This window comes from Haemophilus influenzae, assembly GCF_003494325.1.
Classification (GTDB): domain Bacteria; phylum Pseudomonadota; class Gammaproteobacteria; order Enterobacterales; family Pasteurellaceae; genus Haemophilus; species Haemophilus influenzae_I.
Genome location: NZ_QQIK01000001.1, coordinates 59,679 through 83,239 on the forward strand (window position 1 = coordinate 59,679; position 23,561 = coordinate 83,239).

Below are 23,561 nucleotides of genomic sequence, written 5' to 3' on the forward strand. Positions count from 1 at the left end.
CTTAATACCCATTGCTACCAAATGCCATTTGCATAATGTTGTTAGTGTTAATTTGTTCTCCGCATAATGATTCGCTGATTTGTCCGTCATGCATAACCAATACGCGATCAGACATTTGTTCTATTTCCTCTAAATCTGAGGAAATAAATAAAACGGCAACATTTTGTTTTGCAATATTTTTGATTAATTGATAAATATCCGCTCTAGCGCCAACATCTACCCCACGTGTTGGTTCATCAACAATCAATAATGAAGGATTCGCCTCTAAACATTTTGCGATAAGTACTTTTTGTTGGTTTCCGCCGGAAAGTGTTTTGACTGCTTGTTGTTCATCGGAAAATTTAATTCCGATTGCGCGATGATAACGTTCCAAGATTGCACTTTCTTTTGAGGTATTTAGCCAAAACCCTGTGTCGTTGTAGGTTAGCGCACACACATTCCAAGTGAGTGATGAATCAAGGTATAACCCCGAGGCTTGGCGATCTTCGGGAAGATATACAATCCCTTTATGGAGCCGTTCTTTGATGGAGAGAGGATTGATTTTTTGATTTTCAAACAGAATCTGACCGCGCTTTGATTGACGTAAACCATATAAGGTTTCTGCTAATTCTGTTCTTCCTGCACCTACTACACCGGCAAGACCTAGAATTTCACCGGGATAAATATCAAAGGAAATGTTTTTAAACCCTTCTCCGGTCAAATGATGAACTTGTAGAAGTGGGCGATCTGTTGTTTTTACTCGTTGGTGCCCTGGGAGCTCAAGCCATAATTTTTGAGTTTCGCTAAGTGGTGAGTTTTTGGCTTTTGGTGTAATTGCTTTGATAACGTCATCTTTATTGATTTCATCAATTTTTCCATTAAGTGCAATATAGCCGTCACGCATAACACTGATTCTATGCGATATTTGCCAGACTTCCGGTAACTTGTGGGAAATAAAGATGATCCCCACGCCTTTTGTTAGTAAGGAATTAATTTTTTTAAATAAATTATCGGTTTCAATTGGCGTGAGGGACGCGGTTGGCTCATCCAAAATAAGAATAGAGGCATCGCGCATAAGCCCTCGCATAATTTCTACTAATTGTTGATCGGCAACCTCAAGAGAACCTGCCTGCATATCAAGTTTGAGGTGTGAGTTTAGTTCTTGTAAAAGTGCGGTCAGTTTTTCAGTTGTTTTTGCATCCCGGGATAAACCAAATAAAATGTTTTCCTTCACCGTTAAATTAGGAAATAAAAGAGGTTCTTGGGGAACTAAATAAATACCGAGTTGATGCGCTTTATGAGGGGAAAGTCGGTTTTGTTGCGAACCATGAATAATGAGCTTACCGCAGTCCTGTGGGTGAATGCCGGCGATAATTTTCATTAATGTCGATTTTCCTGCGCCATTCCCTCCTAATAACGCATGAACTTCACCTTCAAAAAGGGAAAAATTAATCTCTTTCAAGACTTCAACACCGGAAAATGATTTGCCAATGTTATGCGCTGAAAGAAGACATTTTTGAGTTTTATCACACATAATCTCACCACGCTGAATTAACAAATGTAATTTAAATTAATCATTTGTGCATAACTCTATCTGAAAAGATGAGAAAAAACAGTGATCAATCTCACATAATTGAATATTTTTTGATCTTTTATGATTTATATTCAAGAAATGTGAGCTTGTTCACGTTTTTGTAAAAATTAATAAAAGAACAATTGATAAAATTTTTAAACAAATGAATAATATCAGACAAAGAAGGAATGAAATATGAATGAACGAATAGACGATAACGGTGAATTTTCCCAAAACATGACGGAAGAAGAGCTGCTTGCCAGAATGGCGTGGTTTTATTATCACGATAATTTAACGCAGAGTGAGATTGGAGAAGAATTAAAGCTACCTCGCTTAAAAGTTTCCCGATTATTAGAAAAAGCCCGGCAATTAGGAATCATTAAGGTACAGATTAACTCTCGTTTTACCGGTTGTTTTGAGCTAGAAGAAGCCTTACAACAACATTTTCAATTAAAGTATATTCGTATTTTACCGACATTAGAACAGCATGAAATTAATGAGCGTTTAGGTGTTGGAGCCGCTCAGATGTTGATGTCATTAATGAAACCAAATCAAGTTTTAGCGATTGGTTTCGGCGATACGATTATGAAGACATTAAAGTATGCAAGTGAGTTTATTACCCACAATAACATTAAATTGATCACCTTATCAGGTGGGGTGGGGCCTTATATGAAAGGGATCGGGCAATTGGACGGTTCCTGTTCTGTAAGCATTATTCCTGCCCCTTTACGTGCATCTTCCATTGAGGCGGCAAGGTTATTTAAACGTGAAGCCTGTGTTCGTGACATGATGCTTGCCGCATGCAGTGCCAATACGGCAATTGTTGGTATAGGAGCAACGCGCCAAAAGGGGCAAGCGACATTGCTCCGTTCGGGTTATATCACGGAGGAAAAACAGCAAATTATCCGTAACCAGGGCGCAGTAGGGGATATTTTGGGCTATTTTATGCGTAGAGACGGAAGTTTACAGCCTGATATGCCATTACATGAAGAACTGATTAGTGTACCGCTTGAAAATTTAAAGAAAATTTCTAATGTCGTTGGTGTTGCGGGCGGAGAAGATAAGGTAGAGGCGATTTTAAGCGCATTGCAGGGAAATTATATTAATTCATTAGTCACAGAAGAAAACACGGCTCGAATGATGTTAGCGCAGTTGGTTTAGCGATAAAGGGCTTATTTTCTTCTTAATTGAAAGGAGAAAATGATGAATGCACAGCAAGCAATTTATTTAATGGCATTAGATGCCGGAACGGGGAGTGTAAGAGCGGTTATTTTTGATATAGAAGGTAATCAGATTGCCGCCGCTCAACGAGAATGGACGCATTTGTCGGATCCTAATATTCCCGGCTCTATGGAATTTGATTTAAAAAATAACTGGCAATTAACTTGTGAATGTATTCGTCAGGCTTTGCAACAATCACAAATTCAAGCTGGACAGATTGCGGCGATTTCTACTTGTTCAATGCGTGAAGGTATCATGCTTTATGATGAACAAAAACAACCGATTTGGGCATGTGGCAATGTAGATGCGCGTGCGGTAGAAGAAGTCAAAGAGTTAAAGACACTTTATAACAATACATTTGAATCATATTTATATTCTATTTCTGGTCAAACTTTGGCATTAAGTGCTGCGCCTCGTTTATTATGGCTCGCTCACCATCGACCTGATATTTATCGTAAAACGAAAGCTATTTCAATGATTAGTGATTGGTTGGCATTTATGCTGAGTAGGGAGTTGGCAGTTGAACCTTCCAATGCTGGTACGACGGGGATGTTGGATTTAAAAACTCGTCAGTGGTCGGCAGAGTTACTGGATATGGCAGGACTTGTATCAGATATATTAACACCGGTAAAAGAAACCGGGACATTGCTAGGTAGCGTAACGGCAGATATAGCCCGTCAAACAGGATTAATGCAGGGGACACCTGTTATTGTCGGTGGAGGGGATGTTCAACTAGGCTGTATCGGTTTAGATGTGACTGAGCCAGAGCAGGCTGCAGTTATCGGGGGGACGTTTTGGCAACAGGTGGTGAATTTACCACATCCTGTAACGGATCCTGAAATGAATGTTCGTATTAATCCCCATGTTATTTCACCTTTAGTTCAAGCCGAATCAATTAGTTTTTTTACCGGATTAACAATGCGTTGGTTCCGAGATGCTTTTTGCGATGAAGAAAAGCGGCTGGCTGAACGATTGGGGACGGATGCGTATGCACTTTTAGAACAAATGGCTGAAAAAGTACCAGTTGGATCTCATGATGTAATTCCTATCTTTTCTGATGCGATGCATTTCAAATCTTGGTATCACGCCGCGCCTTCTTTTATTAATCTTTCTATTGATCCAGATAAATGTAATAAAGCGGTTTTATTCCGTGCATTAGAGGAAAATGCCGCGATAGTGTCTTCATGTAACTTGGAACAAGTGCAAAAATTTTCTAGTGTAAGATTAACCTCTATTGTGTTTGCCGGTGGAGGAGCAAAAGGAAAATTATGGAGCCAAATTTTATCCGATGTAACAGGTTTGACGGTTAATATTCCGGTTGTGAAAGAGGCAACTGCATTAGGTTGTGCAATTGCAGCAGGTGTGGGGGTAGGTATCTATGCTTCCTTATCTGAAGCTGGTAAAAAATTGGTGAAATTTGAACGCCAACATCAACCGAATGCCGACAATCACAGGTTATATCAAGCCCATAAATCTCGTTGGCAGGATATCTATAAGAAACAATTGCAATTAGTCGATAACGGATTAACAACGTCATTATGGAAAGCTCCGGGTTTATAAAAATATATGAGAAAATAACCGCACTTTTTGTATGTTATTTGAATAAATATCTTGCAATCCGTTTCGGTTTTATGTAGTATTTGCGGGCTTTCAATATGAAAGCCGTTTAATGTAATCATTTATTGAACGGGCATGACGATATGTCAGGCTAACAATGTTTCCGATTTGGAGACTATATAACAGGTAACTTGCACCTCCTTTTCTATTTTGAAGTTAGAATTGTGATTGGTGTTAGTTTTTTTATTAGCTAAATTTTATTGGAGCTCTGGTCTAATGCAGAACCAAAGAATCCGTATCCGCTTAAAAGCTTTCGATCACCGTTTGATCGATCAATCTACTGCGGAGATCGTAGAAACAGCTAAACGTACTGGCGCACAAGTTCGTGGTCCAATTCCTTTACCAACTCGTAAAGAGCGTTTCACCGTGTTGATTTCTCCACACGTAAACAAAGACGCACGTGACCAATACGAAATTCGTACTCACAAACGTTTAGTAGATATCGTAGAGCCAACAGAAAAAACTGTTGATGCATTAATGCGTTTAGATTTGGCTGCCGGCGTGGACGTGCAGATCAGCCTAGGTTAATTAAGAGGTTATTACAATGATTGGTTTAGTCGGTCGTAAAGTTGGTATGACCCGTATCTTCAATGAAGACGGTGTTTCTGTACCAGTTACCGTTATCGAAATTGAAGCCAACCGCGTAACTCAAGTTAAAACTCTTGAAAACGATGGCTATACTGCAGTTCAAGTTACTACTGGTTCTAAAAAAGCGAATCGTGTAACTAAACCTGAAGCAGGTCATTTCGTGAAAGCAGGTGTTGAAGCTGGTCGCGGTTTATGGGAATTTCGTACTGAAGGTGAAGAATTCACTTTAGGTCAAGAAATCAATGTAGACATCTTTGCAGATGTTAAAAAAGTAGATGTTACTGGTACTTCTAAAGGTAAAGGTTTCCAAGGTGGTGTTAAACGTTGGAACTTCCGTACTCAAGATGCTACACACGGTAACTCTTTATCACATCGTGTACTTGGTTCTATTGGTCAAAACCAAACACCAGGTCGTGTGTTTAAAGGTAAAAAAATGGCAGGACATTTAGGTGCTGAACGTGTAACTGTTCAATCACTTGAAGTTGTTCGTGTAGATGCTGAGCGTAAATTGCTATTAGTAAAAGGTTCTGTACCTGGTGCTATCAATGGCGATGTTATCGTTAAGCCGGCAGTTAAAGCATAAGTCTAGGAGATAGAGATGGAATTACAAGTTGTAGGTGCAAACGCACTCACTGTTTCTGAAACTACCTTCGGACGTGAGTTTAACGAAGCGTTGATCCACCAAGTTGTTGTTGCTTATGCAGCAGGTGCGCGTCAAGGTACTCGTGCACAAAAAACTCGTGCTGAAGTGTCTGGTTCAGGTAAAAAACCTTGGCGTCAAAAAGGTACAGGTCGTGCTCGTGCTGGTGATATTAAATCACCAATCTGGCGTTCTGGTGGTACAACCTTCGCGGCTAAACCACAAGATCACAGCCAAAAAGTGAACAAGAAAATGTACCGTGGTGCTATCAAAAGCATTCTTTCTGAATTAGTTCGTCAAGACCGTTTGGTTGTGGTGGAAAAATTTGAATTAGATGCACCAAAAACTAAAGTTTTAGTACAAAAATTAAAAGATTTAGCCGTTGAAGATGCGTTAATTATCACAGCAAGTTTAGATGAAAATCTATTCTTAGCCGCACGTAACTTATATAAAGTTGATGTACGTGATGTTCAAGGTATCGATCCAGTTAGCTTAATCGCTTTCGATAAAGTGATTGTTACTGTTGATGCTGTGAAACAAATTGAGGAGATCCTAGCATGAGTCAAGAACGTTTGCTAAGCGTGCTACGTGCACCACATATCTCTGAAAAAGCAACTAACAATGCTGAAAAATCTAACACTGTTGTACTTAAAGTTGCTTTAGATGCGAACAAAGCTGAAATTGCTGCTGCGGTTGCTCAATTATTTGAAGTAAAAGTAGATTCAGTTCGTACTGTGGTTGTTAAAGGTAAAACTAAACGCCGTGGTAACAAAATGGGTCGTCGCAGCGACTGGAAAAAAGCTTATGTAACTTTAGCCGAAGGCCAAAACTTGGACTTCGTGGACAGTGCAGAGTAATCGGAGGAAATTAGAGAATGGCTATCGTTAAATGTAAGCCGACCTCCGCTGGTCGTCGTCACGTTGTTAAAATCGTGAACCCTGAATTACACAAGGGTAAACCTTACGCACCTCTTCTAGATACTAAATCTAAAACTGGTGGTCGTAACAACTATGGTCGTATTACTACTCGTCACATTGGTGGCGGTCACAAACAACACTACCGTTTAATCGATTTCAAACGTAACAAGTTAGACATCCCAGCGGTTGTTGAGCGTTTAGAATATGATCCAAACCGTTCTGCTAACATTGCTTTAGTGCTTTATAAAGATGGTGAACGCCGTTATATTTTAGCACCTAAAGGTTTGTCAGTAGGCGATCAAATCCAAGCTGGCATAAACTCACCAATTAAAGTGGGTAACTCATTACCAATGCGTAATATCCCAGTTGGTTCAACAGTACATAACGTTGAATTAAAACCAGGTAAAGGCGGTCAAATCGCTCGTTCTGCTGGTGCTTATGTACAAATCATCGCACGTGAAGGCAACTATGTAACTTTACGTTTACGTTCTGGCGAAATGCGTAAAGTATTAGCGGAATGTGTTGCTACAATCGGTGAAGTTGGTAACTCAGAACATATGCTTCGCGTATTGGGTAAAGCTGGTGCTAACCGCTGGAGAGGTATTCGCCCTACAGTTCGTGGTACTGCAATGAACCCAGTAGATCACCCACACGGTGGTGGTGAAGGTCGTAACTTTGGTAAACACCCAGTAACTCCTTGGGGCGTTCAAACTAAAGGTAAGAAAACTCGTCACAACAAACGTACTGATAAATATATCGTACGTCGTCGTGGCAAATAATAGATTAAATTAAAGAGGATTAGCCATGCCACGTTCTCTCAAGAAGGGTCCTTTCCTTGACCTACACTTGTTGAAGAAGGTAGAGAAGGCGGTGGAAAGCGGGGATAAAAAACCAATCAAAACTTGGTCCCGTCGTTCAATGATCATTCCATCAATGATCGGATTGACCATCGCAGTCCATAATGGTCGTCAGCACGTTCCTGTTTATGTATCTGATGAAATGATCGGTCATAAGCTTGGTGAATTTGCACCGACTCGTACATACCGCGGTCACGCGGCAGATAAGAAAGCTAAGAAATAAGAGGTAAAGAGATGGAAACTATCGCAAAACATCGTTACGCTCGCACTTCTGCCCAAAAAGCTCGCTTAGTTGCCGATTTAATTCGTGGTAAAAAAGTTGCGCAAGCATTAGAAATTTTAACTTTCACTAACAAAAAAGCAGCAGTTTTAGTGAAGAAAGTTTTAGAATCAGCTATTGCAAACGCAGAGCACAATGACGGTGCAGATATCGATGATCTTAAAGTTGCTAAAATCTTCGTTGATGAAGGTCCTAGCATGAAACGTGTTATGCCACGTGCTAAAGGTCGTGCAGATCGTATTTTAAAACGTACTAGCCACATTACTGTGGTTGTGTCAGATCGTTAATAAGTAGAGGAATAGCAATGGGTCAAAAAGTACATCCACATGGTATTCGCCTAGGTATTGTTAAACCTTGGAGCTCTACTTGGTTCGCGAATACACAAGACTTCGCTGACAATCTTGAAGGCGATTTCAAAGTACGCAAATTCTTAAATAAAGAATTAGCAAATGCTTCAGTTTCACGTATTACTATTGAGCGTCCAGCTAAAAGTATTCGTGTAACTATTCACACAGCTCGTCCTGGTATCGTAATCGGTAAAAAAGGCGAAGATGTTGAAAAATTACGTAACGCAGTGTCTAAAATCGCTGGCGTTCCTGCTCAAATCAACATTGCTGAAGTGAAAAAACCTGAATTAGATGCGAAATTAGTTGCAGATAGCATCGCTTCTCAATTAGAACGTCGTGTAATGTTCCGTCGTGCAATGAAACGTGCGGTACAAAGTGCTATGCGTTTAGGTGCTAAAGGTATCAAAGTTGAGGTTAGCGGTCGTTTAGGTGGTGCAGAAATCGCACGTTCAGAATGGTATCGTGAAGGTCGCGTACCTCTACATACTCTTCGTGCGGACATCGATTATAACACTGCAGAAGCTCATACAACTTACGGCGTAATCGGCGTTAAAGTGTGGATCTTCAAAGGTGAAATTCTTGGTGGAATGGCTGCCGTTGCGCAATCAGAACAACAACCTGCCGACAAGCCTAAAAAGGCTCCTCGCGGTAAAGGTCGTAAGTAAGGAGAAACGCTAAATGTTGCAACCAAAACGTACAAAATTCCGTAAAGTTCACAAAGGCCGCAACCGTGGTATCGCGAGCGGTACTGAAGTTAGTTTCGGTACTTACGGTTTAAAAGCAGTTGGTCGTTGTCGTTTAACCGCTCGTCAAATCGAAGCGGCACGTCGTGCAATGTCACGTGCAGTAAAACGTCAAGGTAAAATCTGGATTCGTGTATTCCCAGATAAACCAATTACTGAAAAACCATTAGAAGTCCGTATGGGTAAAGGTAAAGGTAACGTTGAGTACTGGGTAGCCTTAATCCAACCGGGTAAAGTGCTTTATGAAATGGATGGTGTGTCTGAAGAAGTAGCAAGAAACGCATTTGCATTAGCAGCTGCTAAATTGCCAGTTAAGACCACTTTCGTAACTAAGACGGTGATGTAATGAAAGCTCAAGATTTACGTACAAAAAGTGTTGAAGAGCTGAATGCTGAATTAGTAAACCTTTTAGGTGAACAATTCAAGTTGCGTATGCAGACAGCCACCGGTCAGCTTCAACAAACCCATCAGGCTAAACAAGTGCGTCGTGATATTGCACGTGTAAAAACTGTATTAACCGAAAAGGCGGGTGAGTAATGACTGATAAAATTCGTAGCGTACAAGGTAAAGTTGTTAGCGACAAAATGGAAAAATCTTTCGTTGTTGCTATTGAACGTAAGGTAAAACACCCTTTATATGGTAAATTTATCCGTCGTACAACTAAATTACACGTACACGATGAGAACAATGAAGCCAAAGTTGGTGATACCGTAGAGATTCGCGAATGTCGCCCTCTATCAAAAACCAAATCTTGGACTTTAGTTCGTGTTGTTGAGAAAGCAGTTATTGCTTAATTAATAACAAAGAGTAATAAAATAAAAGCCAATAGTGTAAATCTATTGGCTTTTTTGTTTTTAAAGTGCGGTTAAAATTCAATGAATTTTAACCGCACTTTTTCTTTTAGGTGTTATTGACATAACACCTAAACAAATACTGAAAAAAATATTTTTAATAATGGTACTTAAGAGAAATTTCTGAAGATCTTGGTTTTGAATATTCTGATGAGTGGAATACTCGTTATTTGGGTCATAGATTAATTAATTTCATCAAAGGCGTTGATACCCGTAAAGAAACGATAAAATTAGCAGAGGATAAATTCCCAGAAGAACTTATCAATGATACAGATACTACTGGGAATATTTCTAATGAAGATTGGGAGTGGTGGTGCCATTTATCTGATACAATGAAGTATATATTAATACATGATCTTCCTTATCAAGAGGAGGAGATTGGCATCACAGAGTTTTATGATGAAAATGATTTGGATACAGAAGCAGATATATATGATCGAGAGACTTTTGGAATCTTATTAGGAGAATATGTAACAGGATTATATTTGTTAGATGATACTTTTATAGAGCCAGTGCTTGATAATATAAATATTCCTAACAATGTTTATAGTACAAATATATTTGCTATTCATTATGTTGCAAAGCATATTTTGGGTATTAAAGATCTAGATAAACGTTTAAAATCTGGTGATATTGAATTAGTTCGTGAATTAGGAGAAGTAACAATTGGTGGTAAGGAGAAGTATTTTTACTCTTTTGCAACTAAATATTGTAGTCATCATAATCCAATTGCTTTCCCAATTTATGATAGCTATGTGGAGCAAGTTCTCCTCTATTTTAATAAAGTAGATAAATTTTCAGCCTTTAAAAGGAAAGATTTAAAAAATTACAGAAAATTTAAAGAGGTTTTGATAGATTTTCAAAGATTTTATAAATTAGAAAGATTTAACTTAAAAGAGTTCGATCTGTATCTTTGGCTTTTAGGCAAGGAAATTTTCCCAAAATCTGAAAACTGATGAATTTATCTAAGGTAAGAGAAGAGAGCGTTTCATTTTTTCTGCAGTTTATTTTTCATTCGATAAATTTTTGAGAGGATGAGGATATTTTTATAATTCCAAAAGTGCGGTAAATTTTAACTGGATTATTTAGTAAATAGATCAATAAGAGGAAGCTAAATTATCATTGCCTTTCTCTTTTTCTTTTGATAAAATCCGCCGCCTATCTGCCATTCTATCTGAATAGTGTGGATGGGTTCGTCCCGAAAGGGTGTTTTTTTAATCTTAACGGAGCACTAATATGATCCAAGAACAGACTATGCTGGATGTTGCTGATAATTCAGGCGCTCGCAGCGTAATGTGTATCAAGGTTCTAGGTGGATCGCACCGTCGTTATGCTGCGATTGGTGACATCATCAAAATTACTGTAAAAGAAGCAATTCCACGCGGTAAAGTAAAAAAAGGTGATGTATTAAAAGCAGTTGTTGTGCGCACCAAGAAGGGTGTTCGTCGCCCAGATGGCTCAGTTATTCGTTTCGATGGTAACGCTTGTGTAATTTTAAATAATAACACTGAGCAACCAATCGGTACTCGTATTTTTGGACCAGTGACTCGTGAACTTCGTTCTGAGAAATTCATGAAGATCATTTCTTTAGCTCCAGAAGTACTGTAAGGGGAATGTAATGGCTGCTAAAATCCGTCAAAATGATGAAGTAATTGTTCTTACTGGTAAAGATAAGGGCAAACGTGGCAAGGTAACTAAAGTGTTACCAAACGGTAAAGTGTTTGTTGAAGGTATCAACATCATTACTAAACATGAAAAACCAGTTCCTGCATTAGGAAAGGCTGGTGGTTTGGTGAAAAAAGAAGCTGCAATTGACGCTTCAAATGTTGCGATTTTCAATCCTAAAACAAATAAAGCTGACCGTGTAGGTTTTAGATTCGAAGACGGCAAAAAAGTACGTTTCTTCAAATCTAACAATGAAATTATCTAACAAACTGGAGTAATGCGATGGCGAAACTGCATGATTACTACAGAGATCAAGTAGTAAGCGAATTAAAAAATAAATTCGGCTACAAATCTGTCATGCAAGTCCCACGAATCGAAAAGATTACCCTGAATATGGGTGTGGGTGAAGCATTGACCGACAAAAAATTGCTAGACAACGCAGTAGCGGACTTAGCAGCAATCAGCGGTCAAAAACCTTTAGTAACTAAAGCTCGTAAATCTGTTGCTGGCTTTAAAATCCGTCAGGGATATCCAATCGGTTGTAAAGTAACACTACGCGGTGAGCGTATGTGGGAGTTCTTTGAACGTTTGATTACAATTGCTGTTCCACGTATTCGTGACTTCCGCGGCTTAAGTGCGAAATCATTCGATGGTCGTGGTAACTATAGCATGGGTGTGCGTGAACAAATCATCTTCCCTGAAATCGATTACGATAAAGTAGATCGTGTACGTGGTTTAGATATCACTATCACAACTACTGCTAAGAATGATGAAGAAGGTCAAGCACTACTTGCTGCCTTTAATTTCCCATTCCGTAAATAAGGCAGGTTATAATGGCTAAACAATCAATGAAAGCACGCGATGTAAAACGCGTTAAATTGGCTGAAAAATTCTACGCAAAACGTGTTGAATTAAAGAAAATCATTTCTGATGTCAATGCCTCTGATGAAGATCGTTGGGATGCAGTGTTAAAGTTACAAACTTTACCACGTGATTCTAGCCCATCTCGTCAACGTAACCGTTGCCGCCAAACTGGACGTCCTCATGGCGTTTTACGTAAGTTTGGTTTAAGCCGAATTAAGGTTCGTGAAGCTGCAATGCGCGGTGAAATCCCAGGCCTTAAAAAAGCGAGCTGGTAATATACCACTTTATTTTGGAATCGGAGAAAAAGTACAATGAGTATGCAAGATCCAATCGCAGATATGCTGACCCGTATTCGTAACGGTCAAGCTGCGAACAAAGTTGCAATCAATATGCCTTCTTCCAAGCTAAAAGTGGCAATTGCCAACGTATTAGCTGCTGAAGGTTATATCGAAAGCGTAAAAGTTTTAGAAGGTGCTAAACCTGAATTGGAAATTACTTTAAAATATTTCCAAGGCAAACCAGTTGTAGAAAGCATCCAACGTGTAAGTCGTCCTGGTCTTCGTATTTACAAACGTAAAGATGAATTACCAAAAGTTATGGGCGGTTTAGGTGTTGCAGTTATTTCTACATCTAAAGGTGTTATGACTGACCGTGCTGCTCGTCAAGCAGGTTTAGGCGGTGAGATCATCTGTTATGTAGCTTAATAGAGGGGTAGGAAAATGTCTCGTGTTGCAAAGGCACCTGTTAATATTCCTGCCGGCGTTGAAGTTAAACTCGACGGTCAGCTATTAACAGTAAAAGGTAAAAATGGCGAGTTATCTCGCAAAATTCATGAATCAGTTGAAGTAAAACAAGATAACGGACAATTTACGTTCACTCCACGTGAAGGTTTTGTTGAAGCAAATGCTCAATCGGGTACTGCACGTGCATTAGTTAATGCAATGGTTATCGGTGTTACTGAAGGTTTCATTAAAAAATTAGTATTGGTGGGTGTAGGTTACAGAGCTCAACTTAAAGGTAACGCAATTGCATTAAGTTTAGGCTATTCTCACCCAGTAGAGCACACTTTGCCGGTAGGTATTACTGCAGAATGTCCATCTCAAACCGAAATCGTGTTGAAAGGTGCAGACAAACAGTTGATCGGTCAAGTTGCAGCAGATATTCGTGCTTATCGCCGTCCTGAGCCTTATAAAGGTAAAGGGGTACGTTACGCTGATGAAGTGGTACGTATCAAAGAGGCTAAGAAGAAATAATTAAGGTAACACTATGGATAAGAAATCAGCTCGTATCCGTCGTGCAGCTCGTGCACGTCATATGATGAGAGAGCAAGGTGTAACTCGTTTAGTTATTCACCGCACTCCACGTCATATTTATGCACAAGTTATTGCACCAAACGGTTCAGAAGTGCTTGCCGCTGCTTCAACTGTTGAGAAAGCAATTCGTGAGCAAGTAAAATACACCGGTAATAAAGATGCTGCTGCAGCAGTAGGTAAAGCTGTTGCAGAACGCGCATTAGCAAAAGGCGTTCAAGCTGTTGCTTTTGATCGTTCCGGTTTTAAATATCATGGACGTGTCCAAACTTTAGCGGACGCTGCACGTGAAGCTGGTCTACAGTTCTAATGAGGTAAATTGAGATGTCAAACATCGAAAAACAAGTTGGTGAACTGCAAGAGAAGCTAATCGCAGTAAACCGTGTATCAAAAACTGTAAAAGGTGGTCGTATTATGAGTTTCACTGCATTAACAGTGGTGGGCGATGGTAATGGCCGAGTAGGTTTTGGTTATGGTAAAGCTCGCGAAGTTCCAGCAGCGATCCAAAAAGCGATGGAAAAAGCACGTCGCAATATGATTAATGTCGCTTTAAATGAAGGTACATTACAACATCCAGTTAAAGGTGTTCATACTGGTTCACGTGTATTTATGCAGCCAGCAAGTGAAGGTACAGGTATCATCGCTGGTGGTGCAATGCGTGCGGTGTTGGAAGTTGCAGGTGTACGTAACGTTCTTTCTAAAGCGTATGGTTCTACCAACCCGATTAACGTTGTTCGTGCAACTATTGATGCATTAGCAAATATGAAATCACCAGAAATGGTTGCTGCAAAACGCGGTAAAACTGTTGATGAAATCTTGGGGTAATGAATAATGGCTAAAACTATTAAAGTAACACAAGTTCGTAGCTCAATTGCTCGTTTACCGAAGCATAAAGCTACCTTGCGTGGTCTTGGTCTTCGCCATATGCACCACACTGTTGAGTTAATTGATACGCCTGCAGTACGTGGTATGATTAACCAAGTTTCATACATGGTTAAAGTGGAGGAGTAAGAGATGCGTTTAAATACTCTATCTCCGGCTGAAGGTGCAAAGCATAATGCTAAACGCCTCGGTCGTGGTATTGGTTCAGGTTTAGGCAAGACTGGTGGCCGCGGTCATAAAGGTCAAAAATCTCGTACTGGTGGCGGTGTTCGTCGCGGTTTCGAAGGTGGTCAAATGCCGTTATACCGTCGTTTACCAAAATTTGGTTTTACTTCAATGAAATCTGCAGTGACTGCAGAAGTTCGTTTAAATGAATTAACCAAAGTTGAAGGTAATGTAGTAACTTTAGAAACATTAAAAGCAGCAAATATCTTAACTAAAGATATCCAATTCGCTAAAGTAATTTTAGCTGGAGAAGTGAAATCTGCAGTAACGGTACGCGGTTTACGTGTAACTAAAGGTGCAAAAGCAGCAATTGAAGCTGCTGGCGGTTCAATTGAGGAATAATTAGCAAATGGCTAAACAACCAGGTTATCAAGCAAGAAGTACTAATAGCGGTAAAGGTGAATTAAAAAGCCGATTACTTTTCGTTTTAGGTGCACTTATCGTTTATCGAATTGGTTCATTCATTCCGGTTCCTGGTATTGATGCGGCTGTTCTAGCTCAATTAGTTGAACAACAAAAAGGCACTATCATTGACATGTTTAACATGTTCTCTGGTGGTGCTCTAAGCCGTGCATCCATTTTAGCATTAGGAATCATGCCATATATATCGGCATCTATTGTAATTCAATTGCTTGCAACGGTTTCTCCTGCTTTAGCAGAATTAAAGAAAGAAGGTGCTGCTGGTCAGCGTAAAATTTCTAAATATACTCGTTATGCGACAGTTGTTTTTGCAACGATTCAGGCAGTAGCTATTTCAACAGGCTTACCAAATATGCTGTCTGGCTTAGTGCCAAATGTTGGATTTAGTTTTTACTTCACTTCAGTTGTTAGTTTAGTCACTGGGACAATGTTCCTTATGTGGTTGGGTGAGCAAATAACTGAAAGAGGTATTGGTAACGGTATTTCAATTCTTGTTTTTGGCGGTATTGTAGCTGGTTTACCATCGGCTATTCTTCAAACTATTGAGCAGGCTCGTCAAGGACAGATGCATCCATTAGTTCTTCTTCTGATCGCAGCTATTGTATTTGCAGTAACTTATTTTGTTGTTTTTGTTGAAAGAGGACAACGTAGAATTCGCGTTGAATATGCGAAGCGTCAGCAAGGTCGTCAAATTTTAGGTGGTCATTCAACACATTTACCATTGAAAGTGAATATGGCAAATGTAATGCCAGCAATTTTTGCTTCAAGTATTATTTTATTCCCAGCTACATTAACACAATGGTTTGGGCAAAATGATAAATTTGAATGGTTAAATAATTTATCAATGTTATTGAATCCTGGCCAACCACTTTATTTGCTTGTTTATGCTGTTGCAATTATTTTCTTCAGTTTTTTCTATACAGCAATGCAATATAATCCTCGTGATACAGCAGATAATCTAAAAAAATCTGGTGCATTTATTCCAGGAATTAGACCCGGTGAACAAACATCACGTTATATTGATAAAGTGATGACTCGTCTTACATTAATTGGCGGTCTCTATGTAACGTTTGTATGTTTAGTTCCTTATATTATGACATCGGCTTGGGATGTTAAATTTTACTTCGGTGGAACATCTCTTTTAATTGTAGTCGTTGTAATTATGGATTTCATCGTTCAGGTTCAAAGTCATTTAATGTCTTCTCAATATGAATCTGCGTTGAAAAAAGCAAACCTTAAGGGTTTTGGACAATAATTGTTCATTTAAAGTAAAAGGATAAGCAATGAAAGTTCGTGCTTCCGTAAAGAAAATGTGTCGTAACTGTAAGATTGTTAAACGTGAGGGTGTTGTACGCGTATTGTGTAGCGACCCTAAACACAAACAACGTCAAGGTTAATTAACATTTTTCTTGCCAAGAACCAGTTGAGTAGTTATACTGCTCAACTCATTTATGTCCTTGATATTCTGTTTGAGTATCCTGAAAACGGGCTTTTCAAGATCAGAATATCAAATTAATTAAAATATAGGAGTGCATAGTGGCCCGTATTGCAGGCATTAACATTCCTGATCATAAACACGCTGTAATCGCTTTAACTGCCATTTACGGTATTGGTAAAACTCGTTCACAAGCTATTTGTGCAGCAGCGGGTATTGCTGAAGATGTTAAGATCAGAGAATTGTCTGAAGAGCAGATTGACAAACTGCGTGACGAAGTTGGTAAATTTACCGTTGAAGGTGACTTACGTCGTGAAGTAACACTAAACATCAAACGTCTTTTAGACTTAGGATGCTATCGTGGTTTACGTCATCGTCGTAGTTTACCAGTACGTGGTCAACGTACTAAAACTAATGCGCGTACCCGTAAGGGTCCACGTAAGCCGATCAAAAAATAGTCGGGGTAAATAAGAATGGCTAAAACACCAGTTCGTGCACGTAAACGTGTAAAAAAACAAGTTGTAGATGGCGTAGCACATATTCACGCATCTTTCAATAATACAATCGTTACTATTACTGACCGTCAAGGTAATGCTCTAGCTTGGGCAACTGCAGGTGGTTCAGGTTTCCGTGGTTCTCGTAAATCAACTCCGTTCGCAGCGCAAGTTGCGGCAGAGCGTTGTGCTGAAATCGTTAAAGAATTTGGCTTAAAGAACTTGGAAGTTATGGTTAAAGGTCCGGGTCCAGGTCGTGAATCTACAATTCGCGCGTTAAACGCAGCGGGTTTCCGTATCACGAATATTACTGATGTGACTCCGATTCCTCATAACGGTTGTCGTCCACCGAAAAAACGTCGTGTTTAAGACGTATAGGATAGTTGGAGAAAGAAAATGGCAAGATATTTGGGTCCTAAACTCAAGCTCAGCCGTCGTGAAGGCACTGATTTATTCCTTAAATCAGGCGTGCGTGCGATTGATTCAAAATGTAAAATTGATACAGCACCGGGTCAGCACGGTGCTCGTAAACCGCGTTTGTCTGACTATGGTAGTCAGTTACGTGAAAAACAAAAAGTTCGTCGTATCTATGGTATTTTAGAACGTCAATTCCGTAACTACTATAAAGAAGCAAACCGTTTGAAAGGTAACACTGGTGAAAATTTATTAGTGTTATTAGAAGGTAGATTGGATAACGTTGTTTATCGCATGGGATTTGCTGCAACTCGTGCAGAGGCTCGTCAATTAGTGAGTCATAAAGCAATTGTTGTGAATGGTCGTGTTGTTAATATTCCATCTTTCCAAGTTTCTGTAAATGATGTAGTTGCTATTCGTGAAAAATCGAAAAAACAAGCTCGTATTAAAGCATCATTAGAATTAGCAGAGCAAAGAGAAAAACCAACATGGTTAGAAGTTGATTCTGCAAAAATGGAAGGTGTATTCAAACGTGTTCCTGAACGTTCTGATTTATCAGCAGACATTAACGAACATCTGATCGTTGAGCTTTACTCTAAATAATAGTTAAGCTTAAAACCAAAGAGAGGATAAAATGCAGGGTTCTGTTACAGAATTTTTAAAACCACGTTTAGTAGATATTGAACAAATTAGTTCAACACATGCTAAAGTGATCTTAGAACCGTTAGAGCGTGGTTTTGGTCATACTCTAGGTAATGCATTGCGTCGTATCCTTCTGTCTTCAATGCCAGGTTGTGCTGTAACTGAAGTAGAAATTGATGGCGTATTGCATGAATATAGTAGTAAGGAAGGTGTTCAAGAAGATATTCTTGAAGTACTTTTGAACCTTAAAGGTCTAGCGGTTAAAGTACAGAATAAAGATGACGTTATTCTGACATTAAATAAATCTGGAATTGGCCCTGTTGTTGCAGCGGACATTACCCATGATGGTGATGTTGAAATTGTAAATCCAGATCATGTGATTTGTCATTTAACTGATGAAAACGCTTCAATTAGTATGCGTATACGTGTTCAGCGTGGTAGAGGATATGTTCCTGCTTCATCTCGTACACATACGCAAGAAGAACGTCCAATTGGTCGTTTGCTTGTTGATGCTTGTTATAGTCCGGTTGAACGAATTGCGTATAATGTAGAGGCAGCTCGTGTTGAGCAGCGTACAGATTTGGATAAGCTCGTTATTGAGTTAGAAACTAATGGTGCACTTGAGCCAGAAGAAGCAATTCGTCGTGCAGCAACAATCTTGGCGGAGCAACTTGATGCATTCGTTGATTTACGTGATGTTCGTCAGCCTGAGATTAAGGAAGAAAAACCGGAATTTGATCCGATTTTATTACGTCCTGTAGATGATTTAGAGCTGACAGTTCGTTCTGCTAACTGTTTGAAAGCAGAAACAATTCATTATATCGGTGATTTAGTGCAACGTACTGAAGTAGAATTATTAAAAACCCCTAATCTTGGTAAGAAATCTCTTACTGAAATTAAGGATGTTCTTGCTTCTCGTGGCTTGTCACTTGGTATGCGCCTTGAAAATTGGCCGCCAGCAAGTATTACTGAAGACTAGTTTGGTCATAGGTTAAGATTTTTCTGAGAAGGATAAGATCATGCGCCATCGTAAGAGTGGTCGTCAACTAAACCGTAATAGTAGTCATCGTCAAGCGATGTTCCGTAACTTAGCAAGTGCTTTAGTTAGTCATGAGATCATTAAGACTACTTTGCCTAAAGCTAAAGAATTACGCCGTGTAGTTGAACCGTTAATTACATTAGCAAAAGTAGATAGCGTTGCTAACCGTCGTTTAGCATTCGCTCGTACTCGCAACGTTGAAACTGTTGCAAAATTATTTAATGAATTAGGTCCACGTTTTGCTCAACGTGCAGGTGGTTACACTCGCATTTTGAAATGTGGTTTCCGTGCAGGCGATAATGCACCAATGGCATACATTGAGTTAGTTGATCGTCCAGAAGTTGCTGAGGCAACAACTGAGGAATAAAAATTAATTCTAAAAAGAAGCTCACTTTATATAGTGGGCTTTTTTATTTTATACATTAAAAAAATCTTTATCTGATTTAATCATTACTTAGATATATTATTTACAATCAGCGAGCAGTGGTAAATTTTAAGAGCATATTCGTAGATGTCGTGTATTTTTATCTAAAATTCCTTGTTTTTTTAAGCTCTCTACTAATACGAATTGCGGTTTCAGTTTCACATCCACAAAATTCCGCTACTTCTCGGTAGGTCCAAGGATAATCGGGATAACTTTCAGTTAAATTTTCAATGGCATCAATAATACGTTCGTAACTACGCTTATAAGCTGTATTACTTATTCGGTGTTCTGCATCATATAATTCATTAGAAAGTTGTTTCATAAGATAACAAGAAAAATCAGGGTTATTTGCAATAAAATTTGCGTGATTACCAGGAAATATTCTAACTATATCGGCTTCCATTAATACTTTTGCACTGCAATGATAAGATGTTTCACTAAAAATAGTACGAAAACCAAAATATTCATTAGCGTGATAAAGTCGAGTCAATGTTTCTTTGCCATTTTCCAGACTATGATACAGACCAACTAGCCCTTGTTTTAAAAAATAAAATTCTTTAGGCTTCTCGCCTTGTGCATAAATTAAGCTGTTTTTTTCTAGAGTTTTACTCTCAGAAATAATACATTTATTTAAGTTTTGTGGTAGATAATAGGGCAATGTAAACATAAAGGCGTCTTTTAATATATAAATAACTTTAGATTACTATACAAATTTCTATATTTTTCTGCTATAAGCAAATTATGAAAATGTGAAGTGTTTAACAAAATTTTGAACTAGATAAATATTATTTTATTTTGCCAAATGATTTTGCAAATGACTTTAAATATGGATCCATATGAGAAAGTGCTGAATAATATGCCTCACAAAGTTGATTATGTGCTTTACCAAATCCTTGAATTGTACGATGTTTTGGACATCCTCCGTGACATGCAAAGCGAAACTTACAGATTTTACACTGTTCGTAAAGAAAAGATTTCGCTGCGCCAAAATTCTTTTGTTTAGTATTATTATTAAGGAGCTGTATTAGAGGGGTTTCAATAAGATTTCCGAGTTTATATTCAGGATAAACATAATGATCGCAACTATAAATATCGCCATTTTGTTCAATAACCAATTGATCACCGCAGGTTTCACGAAAAATACATAAATCAGGTTGTAATCCAAGATAGGCCATAAACCATTGTTCAATAAATTGAATACCAATTTTGCCGACATCATTGGCATACCATTCATCAAAAATATTAATTAAAAATTGACCGTAGTCTTTTGCTGTAGCTTGTTGTTTGTAATCGCCCATTAGTGGAATAAATTGCATATAAGATGAACCTATTCTTTTCAAGAAATGGTAGATTTCTTTAGCATATTGAACATTAAGATTATGTACTACAGTTAGCGTATTAAAAGAAACTTGGTAATTATAGAGTAAATCGAGAGCATTCATTACTTGTTGAAATGAGCCTTTGCCATTTTTAGTTAAACGATAGGTATCGTGTAAGTGCTTAGGCCCATCTATAGAAAGTCCTACAAGGAAGTGATGATCGTGAAGAAAACGGCACCAATCGGCATTAAGTAATACCCCATTCGTTTGTAGAGAATTTTCAATTTGTTTACCATTAGCATATTTATGCTGAAAATTGACCGCTCTTTTGTAGAAATCAAGACCTGCTAGGGTTGGCTCGCCGCCTTGCCATAGGAAAGTAACTTGTTGTTGAGGCGTTGTTTCAATATAGGATTTGATATAGGCTTCTAATACTTCATTAGTCATAGCCCGTTGATTTAAGTGAGGTTTTTCCAAGTAAAAGCAATATTGACAATCTAAATTACAAATTGAACCAGTAGGTTTTGCCATTAATTGAAATGAATTCATATCTATGTATCCTCCTTATTCTTTTTATCATAGCAGAATAATTTTAACTGTATATGATAGCGATCATAAGTTGCGCATATGCTCTTACGTCAAAATGAAGTATGATTAAATGAATTTTTAAATAGGATCTAAGATGGCGTTTAGTACAATTTTTATCTTACTGATTTGCGGTATTTGTACCAATATGGTTTCTGCTATTTTTGGTATTGGCGGTGGGGTATTGATGGTGCCAATTTTACGTACGTTATTTCCCGAATTGCCGATTCAAGTTATTTCAGCTACGTCACTCACCATTGTGATGTGTACCGCATTGATTAATTTATTATTTTTCCATAAGCAAAAAATTAAAATTGATTATATCAATATGATTTTATGGTCTATTGCTATGGTGATTGGGGTGCAAATTGGTTTTGAATTAAGTTTTTATTTTTCTACAGCGATAATTAGTTTAATTTTTACGGTTAGTTTAAGTGCACTAGCGATTAAAACATTTTTGAACAGATCGAGAATACAAATAGAAGTGTTTAATATGTCTCCTATAGAACGAGCTAAAGGTAGTATTAGTTTTTGTGGAGGAGGCTTAATTGCGGGTATTACAGGTATTGGAGGCGGTTCTATTCTTGCGCCCCTTGTCGGGCAATTAAAGGGGGTAAAAACGCAACAAATTGCCGTTTATACGAACTATATGATGATTATTGGCGGTATTGGTAATCTATACGGCTATCTCACTAGAGCTTTTCCCTATGATATCAGCCTAAGTGGTCAATTAGGGTATGTAAATTTTCTTGTAGTTGGTGTCGTTACCTTGGGTTCATTTGGAATGAGTTTCTTCTCAATGAAATTGCGTGGATTAATGAATCCAGTTTTAACAAGAAAATTATTGGCGATTATTTTATTTTGTATTGCAGCCTATATGTGCATTTTGGAATTTGTATTCCATTAAATCGAATAAACTAGACCTAGTTATTCTAGGTCTATTCCTTAATTAGTGTTTTCGCAATCTCTCTTGCTTGTGCATCAATTTCGAGTACATCATCAATATTTTGAATGGTATAAGGCGAAATTTTCTCAATTGTTTTCAAATTAATTTTTGCAATATCCATAAAACTAATTTGACGATCTAAAAATGCTTGTACGGCAATTTCATTAGTTGCATTCATTGCTGTTGTCGCATATTGACCCGCAGAAAAGGCATCAATAGCCAGTTTTAAATTCGGATAGCGATTAAAATCAGGTTCAATAAAAGTCAGTTCTTTGATTTTAAAGAAATCGAGTGGTTCTACTCCAGCAAAAGTGCGGTGAGGATATGCCATAGTTTCTGCAATTGGTGTACGCATATCTGGATTTCCCATTTGAGCTATGACTGAGCCATCAACATAACGCACCATAGAATGAATAATCGATTGTGGATGAATAATGACTTCCATTTCTTCCGCACTTGCATTGAAAAGCCAGCGAGCCTCAATGTATTCCAAGCCCTTATTCATCATTGTAGCTGAATCGACAGAGATTTTTTTACCCATAGACCAATTAGGGTGCGCAACCGCTTGTTCTGGTGTTATGTTGGTGAATTGTTCAAGTGGCGTGTAACGGAATGGCCCGCCAGAACCAGTGAGTATAATTTTACTTACACCTAATTCAGAAAGTGGGCAAAAACCAATTTTTTCTTGTGCTTCTGGCGGTAACGATTGAAAAATAGCATTATGTTCACTATCTACTGGTAAAAGCTTCGCGCCATAGTTTTTTACAGCATCAATAAAAAGCTGTCCGCAGGTTACCAGTGATTCTTTATTTGCCAGTAATACCCGTTTACCTGCTTTAACCGCTGAAAGAGTCGGTAACAATCCTGCTGCACCAACAATCGACGCCATTATCTGATCGGCATCTGGGTGTGCTGCGAGTTCGCAAATAGCTCGTCGTCCTGCTAATACTTCCGTTGGAATATGATGCGCAATTAATTTTTCACGTAAAATTTTAGCAGCATTTACATCATCAAGAGCCGCAAAGTGCGGTCGGAATTTTATGCATTGTTCAAACATTGTTTCTACATTTTTTCCGCCTACGAGTGCAAATGCATGATATTTTTCAGGATTATTTTCAATAACAGAAAGGGTACTCTTACCGATTGATCCCGTTGAACCAAGAATGACAATGTTTTGTTTTTGCATAGAATCTTTACCGCACTTTGTTGATTATATTTTCATTGGTACGTCTAAATTCGCATACCTAATAAAATAAAGGCAGACAAAACTGCCTGCCTTTCGTA

36 protein-coding genes are annotated in these 23,561 nt (G+C 38.4%); 32 read left to right on the forward strand and 4 right to left on the reverse strand.

The annotated features are described in order from the left end of the window. Nucleotide 1 precedes the first annotated feature (1 nt). Nucleotides 2–1,513 carry an autoinducer 2 ABC transporter ATP-binding protein LsrA gene (gene lsrA, locus DV356_RS00300; protein WP_118806367.1) on the reverse strand — a complete coding sequence of 504 codons (1,512 nt, stop codon included), beginning with the start codon at nt 1,511–1,513 and terminating at the stop codon, nt 2–4. Between the two features lie 234 nt (nt 1,514–1,747). Here lsrA and lsrR point away from each other — a divergent pair, with 234 nt between their 5' ends. The 31 genes from lsrR (at nt 1,748) to rplQ (ending at nt 19,370) form a co-directional block, all read left to right on the forward strand. After that, nucleotides 1,748–2,713, forward strand: a complete 966-nt coding sequence (gene lsrR, locus DV356_RS00305; RefSeq protein ID WP_005685969.1) for a transcriptional regulator LsrR — start codon at nt 1,748–1,750, stop codon at nt 2,711–2,713. A 69-nt stretch (nt 2,714–2,782) separates the two neighbouring features. Continuing rightward, the gene (gene lsrK, locus DV356_RS00310) at nt 2,783–4,333 is read left to right on the forward strand and encodes an autoinducer-2 kinase (RefSeq protein WP_422567860.1); all 1,551 of its coding nucleotides are present in this window, start codon (nt 2,783–2,785) and stop codon (nt 4,331–4,333) included. Nucleotides 4,334–4,606: 273 nt separating this feature from the next. Further along, nucleotides 4,607–4,918 (forward strand): 30S ribosomal protein S10, encoded by a 312-nt coding sequence (rpsJ, locus tag DV356_RS00315; RefSeq protein ID WP_001181005.1) that lies wholly within the window; start codon nt 4,607–4,609, stop codon nt 4,916–4,918. 16 nt (nt 4,919–4,934) lie between these two features. Beyond that, a complete protein-coding gene (gene rplC / locus DV356_RS00320; protein ID WP_005632753.1) occupies nt 4,935–5,561 on the forward strand; it encodes a 50S ribosomal protein L3 in 627 nt (208 codons plus the stop codon). Nucleotides 5,562–5,576: 15 nt separating this feature from the next. Continuing rightward, complete coding sequence (rplD, locus tag DV356_RS00325; RefSeq protein ID WP_005652369.1) at nt 5,577–6,179, forward strand: 50S ribosomal protein L4; 603 nt, start codon at nt 5,577–5,579, stop codon at nt 6,177–6,179. Next, nucleotides 6,176–6,475 (forward strand): 50S ribosomal protein L23, encoded by a 300-nt coding sequence (gene rplW, locus DV356_RS00330; protein WP_005632756.1) that lies wholly within the window; start codon nt 6,176–6,178, stop codon nt 6,473–6,475. The genes rplD and rplW overlap by 4 nt, the downstream gene beginning before the upstream one ends. 17 nt (nt 6,476–6,492) lie before the next feature. Beyond that, complete coding sequence (gene rplB / locus DV356_RS00335) at nt 6,493–7,314, forward strand: 50S ribosomal protein L2 (protein WP_005652371.1); 822 nt, start codon at nt 6,493–6,495, stop codon at nt 7,312–7,314. A 25-nt stretch (nt 7,315–7,339) separates the two neighbouring features. Beyond that, nucleotides 7,340–7,615: a 30S ribosomal protein S19 gene (rpsS, locus tag DV356_RS00340; RefSeq protein ID WP_005539416.1), complete on the forward strand. Its 276-nt coding sequence runs from the start codon at nt 7,340–7,342 to the stop codon at nt 7,613–7,615. Nucleotides 7,616–7,626: 11 nt separating this feature from the next. Next, nucleotides 7,627–7,959, forward strand: a complete 333-nt coding sequence (gene rplV, locus DV356_RS00345; protein ID WP_118806369.1) for a 50S ribosomal protein L22 — start codon at nt 7,627–7,629, stop codon at nt 7,957–7,959. A gap of 17 nt (nt 7,960–7,976) precedes the next feature. Next, nucleotides 7,977–8,684 carry a 30S ribosomal protein S3 gene (gene rpsC, locus DV356_RS00350; RefSeq protein WP_005625894.1) on the forward strand — a complete coding sequence of 236 codons (708 nt, stop codon included), beginning with the start codon at nt 7,977–7,979 and terminating at the stop codon, nt 8,682–8,684. Nucleotides 8,685–8,697: 13 nt separating this feature from the next. Continuing rightward, entirely contained in the window at nt 8,698–9,108 is a 411-nt protein-coding gene (gene rplP / locus DV356_RS00355) for a 50S ribosomal protein L16 (RefSeq protein ID WP_005648425.1), read from the forward strand. After that, entirely contained in the window at nt 9,108–9,299 is a 192-nt protein-coding gene (gene rpmC / locus DV356_RS00360; protein ID WP_005625888.1) for a 50S ribosomal protein L29, read from the forward strand. Before rplP ends, rpmC begins: the two co-directional genes overlap by 1 nt. Next, complete coding sequence (gene rpsQ, locus DV356_RS00365) at nt 9,299–9,556, forward strand: 30S ribosomal protein S17 (RefSeq protein WP_005625886.1); 258 nt, start codon at nt 9,299–9,301, stop codon at nt 9,554–9,556. Before rpmC ends, rpsQ begins: the two co-directional genes overlap by 1 nt. 389 nt (nt 9,557–9,945) lie before the next feature. Further along, nucleotides 9,946–10,569 carry a hypothetical protein gene (locus tag DV356_RS00370; RefSeq protein ID WP_118806496.1) on the forward strand — a complete coding sequence of 208 codons (624 nt, stop codon included), beginning with the start codon at nt 9,946–9,948 and terminating at the stop codon, nt 10,567–10,569. 280 nt (nt 10,570–10,849) lie between these two features. Further along, nucleotides 10,850–11,221, forward strand: coding sequence for a 50S ribosomal protein L14 (rplN, locus tag DV356_RS00375; RefSeq protein WP_005548786.1), 372 nt, complete (start codon nt 10,850–10,852; stop codon nt 11,219–11,221). 10 nt (nt 11,222–11,231) lie between these two features. After that, a complete protein-coding gene (rplX, locus tag DV356_RS00380; RefSeq protein ID WP_005635734.1) occupies nt 11,232–11,543 on the forward strand; it encodes a 50S ribosomal protein L24 in 312 nt (103 codons plus the stop codon). 17 nt (nt 11,544–11,560) lie between these two features. Beyond that, a complete protein-coding gene (rplE, locus tag DV356_RS00385; protein ID WP_005625881.1) occupies nt 11,561–12,100 on the forward strand; it encodes a 50S ribosomal protein L5 in 540 nt (179 codons plus the stop codon). 11 nt (nt 12,101–12,111) lie between these two features. Beyond that, nucleotides 12,112–12,417, forward strand: coding sequence for a 30S ribosomal protein S14 (gene rpsN / locus DV356_RS00390; RefSeq protein WP_005625879.1), 306 nt, complete (start codon nt 12,112–12,114; stop codon nt 12,415–12,417). A 36-nt stretch (nt 12,418–12,453) separates the two neighbouring features. Next, nucleotides 12,454–12,846 (forward strand): 30S ribosomal protein S8, encoded by a 393-nt coding sequence (gene rpsH / locus DV356_RS00395; RefSeq protein ID WP_005625877.1) that lies wholly within the window; start codon nt 12,454–12,456, stop codon nt 12,844–12,846. Nucleotides 12,847–12,861: 15 nt separating this feature from the next. Next, nucleotides 12,862–13,395: a 50S ribosomal protein L6 gene (gene rplF, locus DV356_RS00400; protein WP_005648412.1), complete on the forward strand. Its 534-nt coding sequence runs from the start codon at nt 12,862–12,864 to the stop codon at nt 13,393–13,395. A gap of 13 nt (nt 13,396–13,408) precedes the next feature. Beyond that, nucleotides 13,409–13,762, forward strand: a complete 354-nt coding sequence (rplR, locus tag DV356_RS00405; RefSeq protein WP_005625873.1) for a 50S ribosomal protein L18 — start codon at nt 13,409–13,411, stop codon at nt 13,760–13,762. Nucleotides 13,763–13,776: 14 nt separating this feature from the next. Continuing rightward, nucleotides 13,777–14,277, forward strand: a complete 501-nt coding sequence (gene rpsE / locus DV356_RS00410; RefSeq protein ID WP_005625871.1) for a 30S ribosomal protein S5 — start codon at nt 13,777–13,779, stop codon at nt 14,275–14,277. Between the two features lie 6 nt (nt 14,278–14,283). Then, a complete protein-coding gene (rpmD, locus tag DV356_RS00415) occupies nt 14,284–14,463 on the forward strand; it encodes a 50S ribosomal protein L30 (protein WP_005543631.1) in 180 nt (59 codons plus the stop codon). A 3-nt stretch (nt 14,464–14,466) separates the two neighbouring features. Then, entirely contained in the window at nt 14,467–14,901 is a 435-nt protein-coding gene (gene rplO / locus DV356_RS00420) for a 50S ribosomal protein L15 (RefSeq protein ID WP_050848529.1), read from the forward strand. 7 nt (nt 14,902–14,908) lie between these two features. After that, entirely contained in the window at nt 14,909–16,234 is a 1,326-nt protein-coding gene (secY, locus tag DV356_RS00425) for a preprotein translocase subunit SecY (RefSeq protein WP_005652382.1), read from the forward strand. Between the two features lie 28 nt (nt 16,235–16,262). Beyond that, nucleotides 16,263–16,376, forward strand: coding sequence for a 50S ribosomal protein L36 (gene rpmJ, locus DV356_RS00430; RefSeq protein WP_005625868.1), 114 nt, complete (start codon nt 16,263–16,265; stop codon nt 16,374–16,376). Between the two features lie 139 nt (nt 16,377–16,515). Then, nucleotides 16,516–16,872 (forward strand): 30S ribosomal protein S13, encoded by a 357-nt coding sequence (gene rpsM / locus DV356_RS00435; protein ID WP_005648406.1) that lies wholly within the window; start codon nt 16,516–16,518, stop codon nt 16,870–16,872. 15 nt (nt 16,873–16,887) lie between these two features. After that, nucleotides 16,888–17,277, forward strand: a complete 390-nt coding sequence (gene rpsK / locus DV356_RS00440) for a 30S ribosomal protein S11 (RefSeq protein ID WP_005543603.1) — start codon at nt 16,888–16,890, stop codon at nt 17,275–17,277. A gap of 27 nt (nt 17,278–17,304) precedes the next feature. Then, on the forward strand, nt 17,305–17,925 hold the full coding sequence (rpsD, locus tag DV356_RS00445) for a 30S ribosomal protein S4 (protein WP_005648404.1): 621 nt from the start codon (nt 17,305–17,307) through the stop codon (nt 17,923–17,925). A gap of 31 nt (nt 17,926–17,956) precedes the next feature. After that, nucleotides 17,957–18,943, forward strand: a complete 987-nt coding sequence (locus DV356_RS00450; RefSeq protein ID WP_112118997.1) for a DNA-directed RNA polymerase subunit alpha — start codon at nt 17,957–17,959, stop codon at nt 18,941–18,943. A gap of 40 nt (nt 18,944–18,983) precedes the next feature. Continuing rightward, nucleotides 18,984–19,370 carry a 50S ribosomal protein L17 gene (gene rplQ / locus DV356_RS00455; RefSeq protein ID WP_005648400.1) on the forward strand — a complete coding sequence of 129 codons (387 nt, stop codon included), beginning with the start codon at nt 18,984–18,986 and terminating at the stop codon, nt 19,368–19,370. A 157-nt stretch (nt 19,371–19,527) separates the two neighbouring features. On the opposite strand, the gene DV356_RS00460 is transcribed toward rplQ, so the two are convergent. Both DV356_RS00460 and DV356_RS00465 read right to left on the reverse strand, forming a co-directional pair. Beyond that, nucleotides 19,528–20,094, reverse strand: coding sequence for a Crp/Fnr family transcriptional regulator (locus tag DV356_RS00460; RefSeq protein WP_422567859.1), 567 nt, complete (start codon nt 20,092–20,094; stop codon nt 19,528–19,530). 118 nt (nt 20,095–20,212) lie between these two features. Next, nucleotides 20,213–21,295, reverse strand: coding sequence for an anaerobic sulfatase maturase (locus DV356_RS00465; protein WP_116961756.1), 1,083 nt, complete (start codon nt 21,293–21,295; stop codon nt 20,213–20,215). 133 nt (nt 21,296–21,428) lie between these two features. On the opposite strand from DV356_RS00465, the gene DV356_RS00470 reads away from it, so the two are divergent. Beyond that, nucleotides 21,429–22,238: a sulfite exporter TauE/SafE family protein gene (locus DV356_RS00470; protein WP_005690397.1), complete on the forward strand. Its 810-nt coding sequence runs from the start codon at nt 21,429–21,431 to the stop codon at nt 22,236–22,238. A 31-nt stretch (nt 22,239–22,269) separates the two neighbouring features. On the opposite strand, the gene ispC is transcribed toward DV356_RS00470, so the two are convergent. Beyond that, nucleotides 22,270–23,463 (reverse strand): 1-deoxy-D-xylulose-5-phosphate reductoisomerase, encoded by a 1,194-nt coding sequence (ispC, locus tag DV356_RS00475; RefSeq protein ID WP_118806370.1) that lies wholly within the window; start codon nt 23,461–23,463, stop codon nt 22,270–22,272. Nucleotides 23,464–23,561 lie beyond the last annotated feature (98 nt).

Coding starts and splice junctions, on each gene's coding strand:
- lsrA (WP_118806367.1), bottom strand. CDS start 1,513: ATGTGTGATAAAACTCAAAAATGTCTTCTTTCAGCGCATAACATTGGC.
- lsrR (WP_005685969.1), top strand. CDS start 1,748: ATGAATGAACGAATAGACGATAACGGTGAATTTTCCCAAAACATGACG.
- lsrK (WP_422567860.1), top strand. CDS start 2,783: ATGGCATTAGATGCCGGAACGGGGAGTGTAAGAGCGGTTATTTTTGAT.
- rpsJ (WP_001181005.1), top strand. CDS start 4,607: ATGCAGAACCAAAGAATCCGTATCCGCTTAAAAGCTTTCGATCACCGT.
- rplC (WP_005632753.1), top strand. CDS start 4,935: ATGATTGGTTTAGTCGGTCGTAAAGTTGGTATGACCCGTATCTTCAAT.
- rplD (WP_005652369.1), top strand. CDS start 5,577: ATGGAATTACAAGTTGTAGGTGCAAACGCACTCACTGTTTCTGAAACT.
- rplW (WP_005632756.1), top strand. CDS start 6,176: ATGAGTCAAGAACGTTTGCTAAGCGTGCTACGTGCACCACATATCTCT.
- rplB (WP_005652371.1), top strand. CDS start 6,493: ATGGCTATCGTTAAATGTAAGCCGACCTCCGCTGGTCGTCGTCACGTT.
- rpsS (WP_005539416.1), top strand. CDS start 7,340: ATGCCACGTTCTCTCAAGAAGGGTCCTTTCCTTGACCTACACTTGTTG.
- rplV (WP_118806369.1), top strand. CDS start 7,627: ATGGAAACTATCGCAAAACATCGTTACGCTCGCACTTCTGCCCAAAAA.
- rpsC (WP_005625894.1), top strand. CDS start 7,977: ATGGGTCAAAAAGTACATCCACATGGTATTCGCCTAGGTATTGTTAAA.
- rplP (WP_005648425.1), top strand. CDS start 8,698: ATGTTGCAACCAAAACGTACAAAATTCCGTAAAGTTCACAAAGGCCGC.
- rpmC (WP_005625888.1), top strand. CDS start 9,108: ATGAAAGCTCAAGATTTACGTACAAAAAGTGTTGAAGAGCTGAATGCT.
- rpsQ (WP_005625886.1), top strand. CDS start 9,299: ATGACTGATAAAATTCGTAGCGTACAAGGTAAAGTTGTTAGCGACAAA.
- DV356_RS00370 (WP_118806496.1), top strand. CDS start 9,946: ATGAAGTATATATTAATACATGATCTTCCTTATCAAGAGGAGGAGATT.
- rplN (WP_005548786.1), top strand. CDS start 10,850: ATGATCCAAGAACAGACTATGCTGGATGTTGCTGATAATTCAGGCGCT.
- rplX (WP_005635734.1), top strand. CDS start 11,232: ATGGCTGCTAAAATCCGTCAAAATGATGAAGTAATTGTTCTTACTGGT.
- rplE (WP_005625881.1), top strand. CDS start 11,561: ATGGCGAAACTGCATGATTACTACAGAGATCAAGTAGTAAGCGAATTA.
- rpsN (WP_005625879.1), top strand. CDS start 12,112: ATGGCTAAACAATCAATGAAAGCACGCGATGTAAAACGCGTTAAATTG.
- rpsH (WP_005625877.1), top strand. CDS start 12,454: ATGAGTATGCAAGATCCAATCGCAGATATGCTGACCCGTATTCGTAAC.
- rplF (WP_005648412.1), top strand. CDS start 12,862: ATGTCTCGTGTTGCAAAGGCACCTGTTAATATTCCTGCCGGCGTTGAA.
- rplR (WP_005625873.1), top strand. CDS start 13,409: ATGGATAAGAAATCAGCTCGTATCCGTCGTGCAGCTCGTGCACGTCAT.
- rpsE (WP_005625871.1), top strand. CDS start 13,777: ATGTCAAACATCGAAAAACAAGTTGGTGAACTGCAAGAGAAGCTAATC.
- rpmD (WP_005543631.1), top strand. CDS start 14,284: ATGGCTAAAACTATTAAAGTAACACAAGTTCGTAGCTCAATTGCTCGT.
- rplO (WP_050848529.1), top strand. CDS start 14,467: ATGCGTTTAAATACTCTATCTCCGGCTGAAGGTGCAAAGCATAATGCT.
- secY (WP_005652382.1), top strand. CDS start 14,909: ATGGCTAAACAACCAGGTTATCAAGCAAGAAGTACTAATAGCGGTAAA.
- rpmJ (WP_005625868.1), top strand. CDS start 16,263: ATGAAAGTTCGTGCTTCCGTAAAGAAAATGTGTCGTAACTGTAAGATT.
- rpsK (WP_005543603.1), top strand. CDS start 16,888: ATGGCTAAAACACCAGTTCGTGCACGTAAACGTGTAAAAAAACAAGTT.
- rpsD (WP_005648404.1), top strand. CDS start 17,305: ATGGCAAGATATTTGGGTCCTAAACTCAAGCTCAGCCGTCGTGAAGGC.
- DV356_RS00450 (WP_112118997.1), top strand. CDS start 17,957: ATGCAGGGTTCTGTTACAGAATTTTTAAAACCACGTTTAGTAGATATT.
- rplQ (WP_005648400.1), top strand. CDS start 18,984: ATGCGCCATCGTAAGAGTGGTCGTCAACTAAACCGTAATAGTAGTCAT.
- DV356_RS00460 (WP_422567859.1), bottom strand. CDS start 20,094: ATGTTTACATTGCCCTATTATCTACCACAAAACTTAAATAAATGTATT.
- DV356_RS00465 (WP_116961756.1), bottom strand. CDS start 21,295: ATGAATTCATTTCAATTAATGGCAAAACCTACTGGTTCAATTTGTAAT.
- DV356_RS00470 (WP_005690397.1), top strand. CDS start 21,429: ATGGCGTTTAGTACAATTTTTATCTTACTGATTTGCGGTATTTGTACC.
- ispC (WP_118806370.1), bottom strand. CDS start 23,463: ATGCAAAAACAAAACATTGTCATTCTTGGTTCAACGGGATCAATCGGT.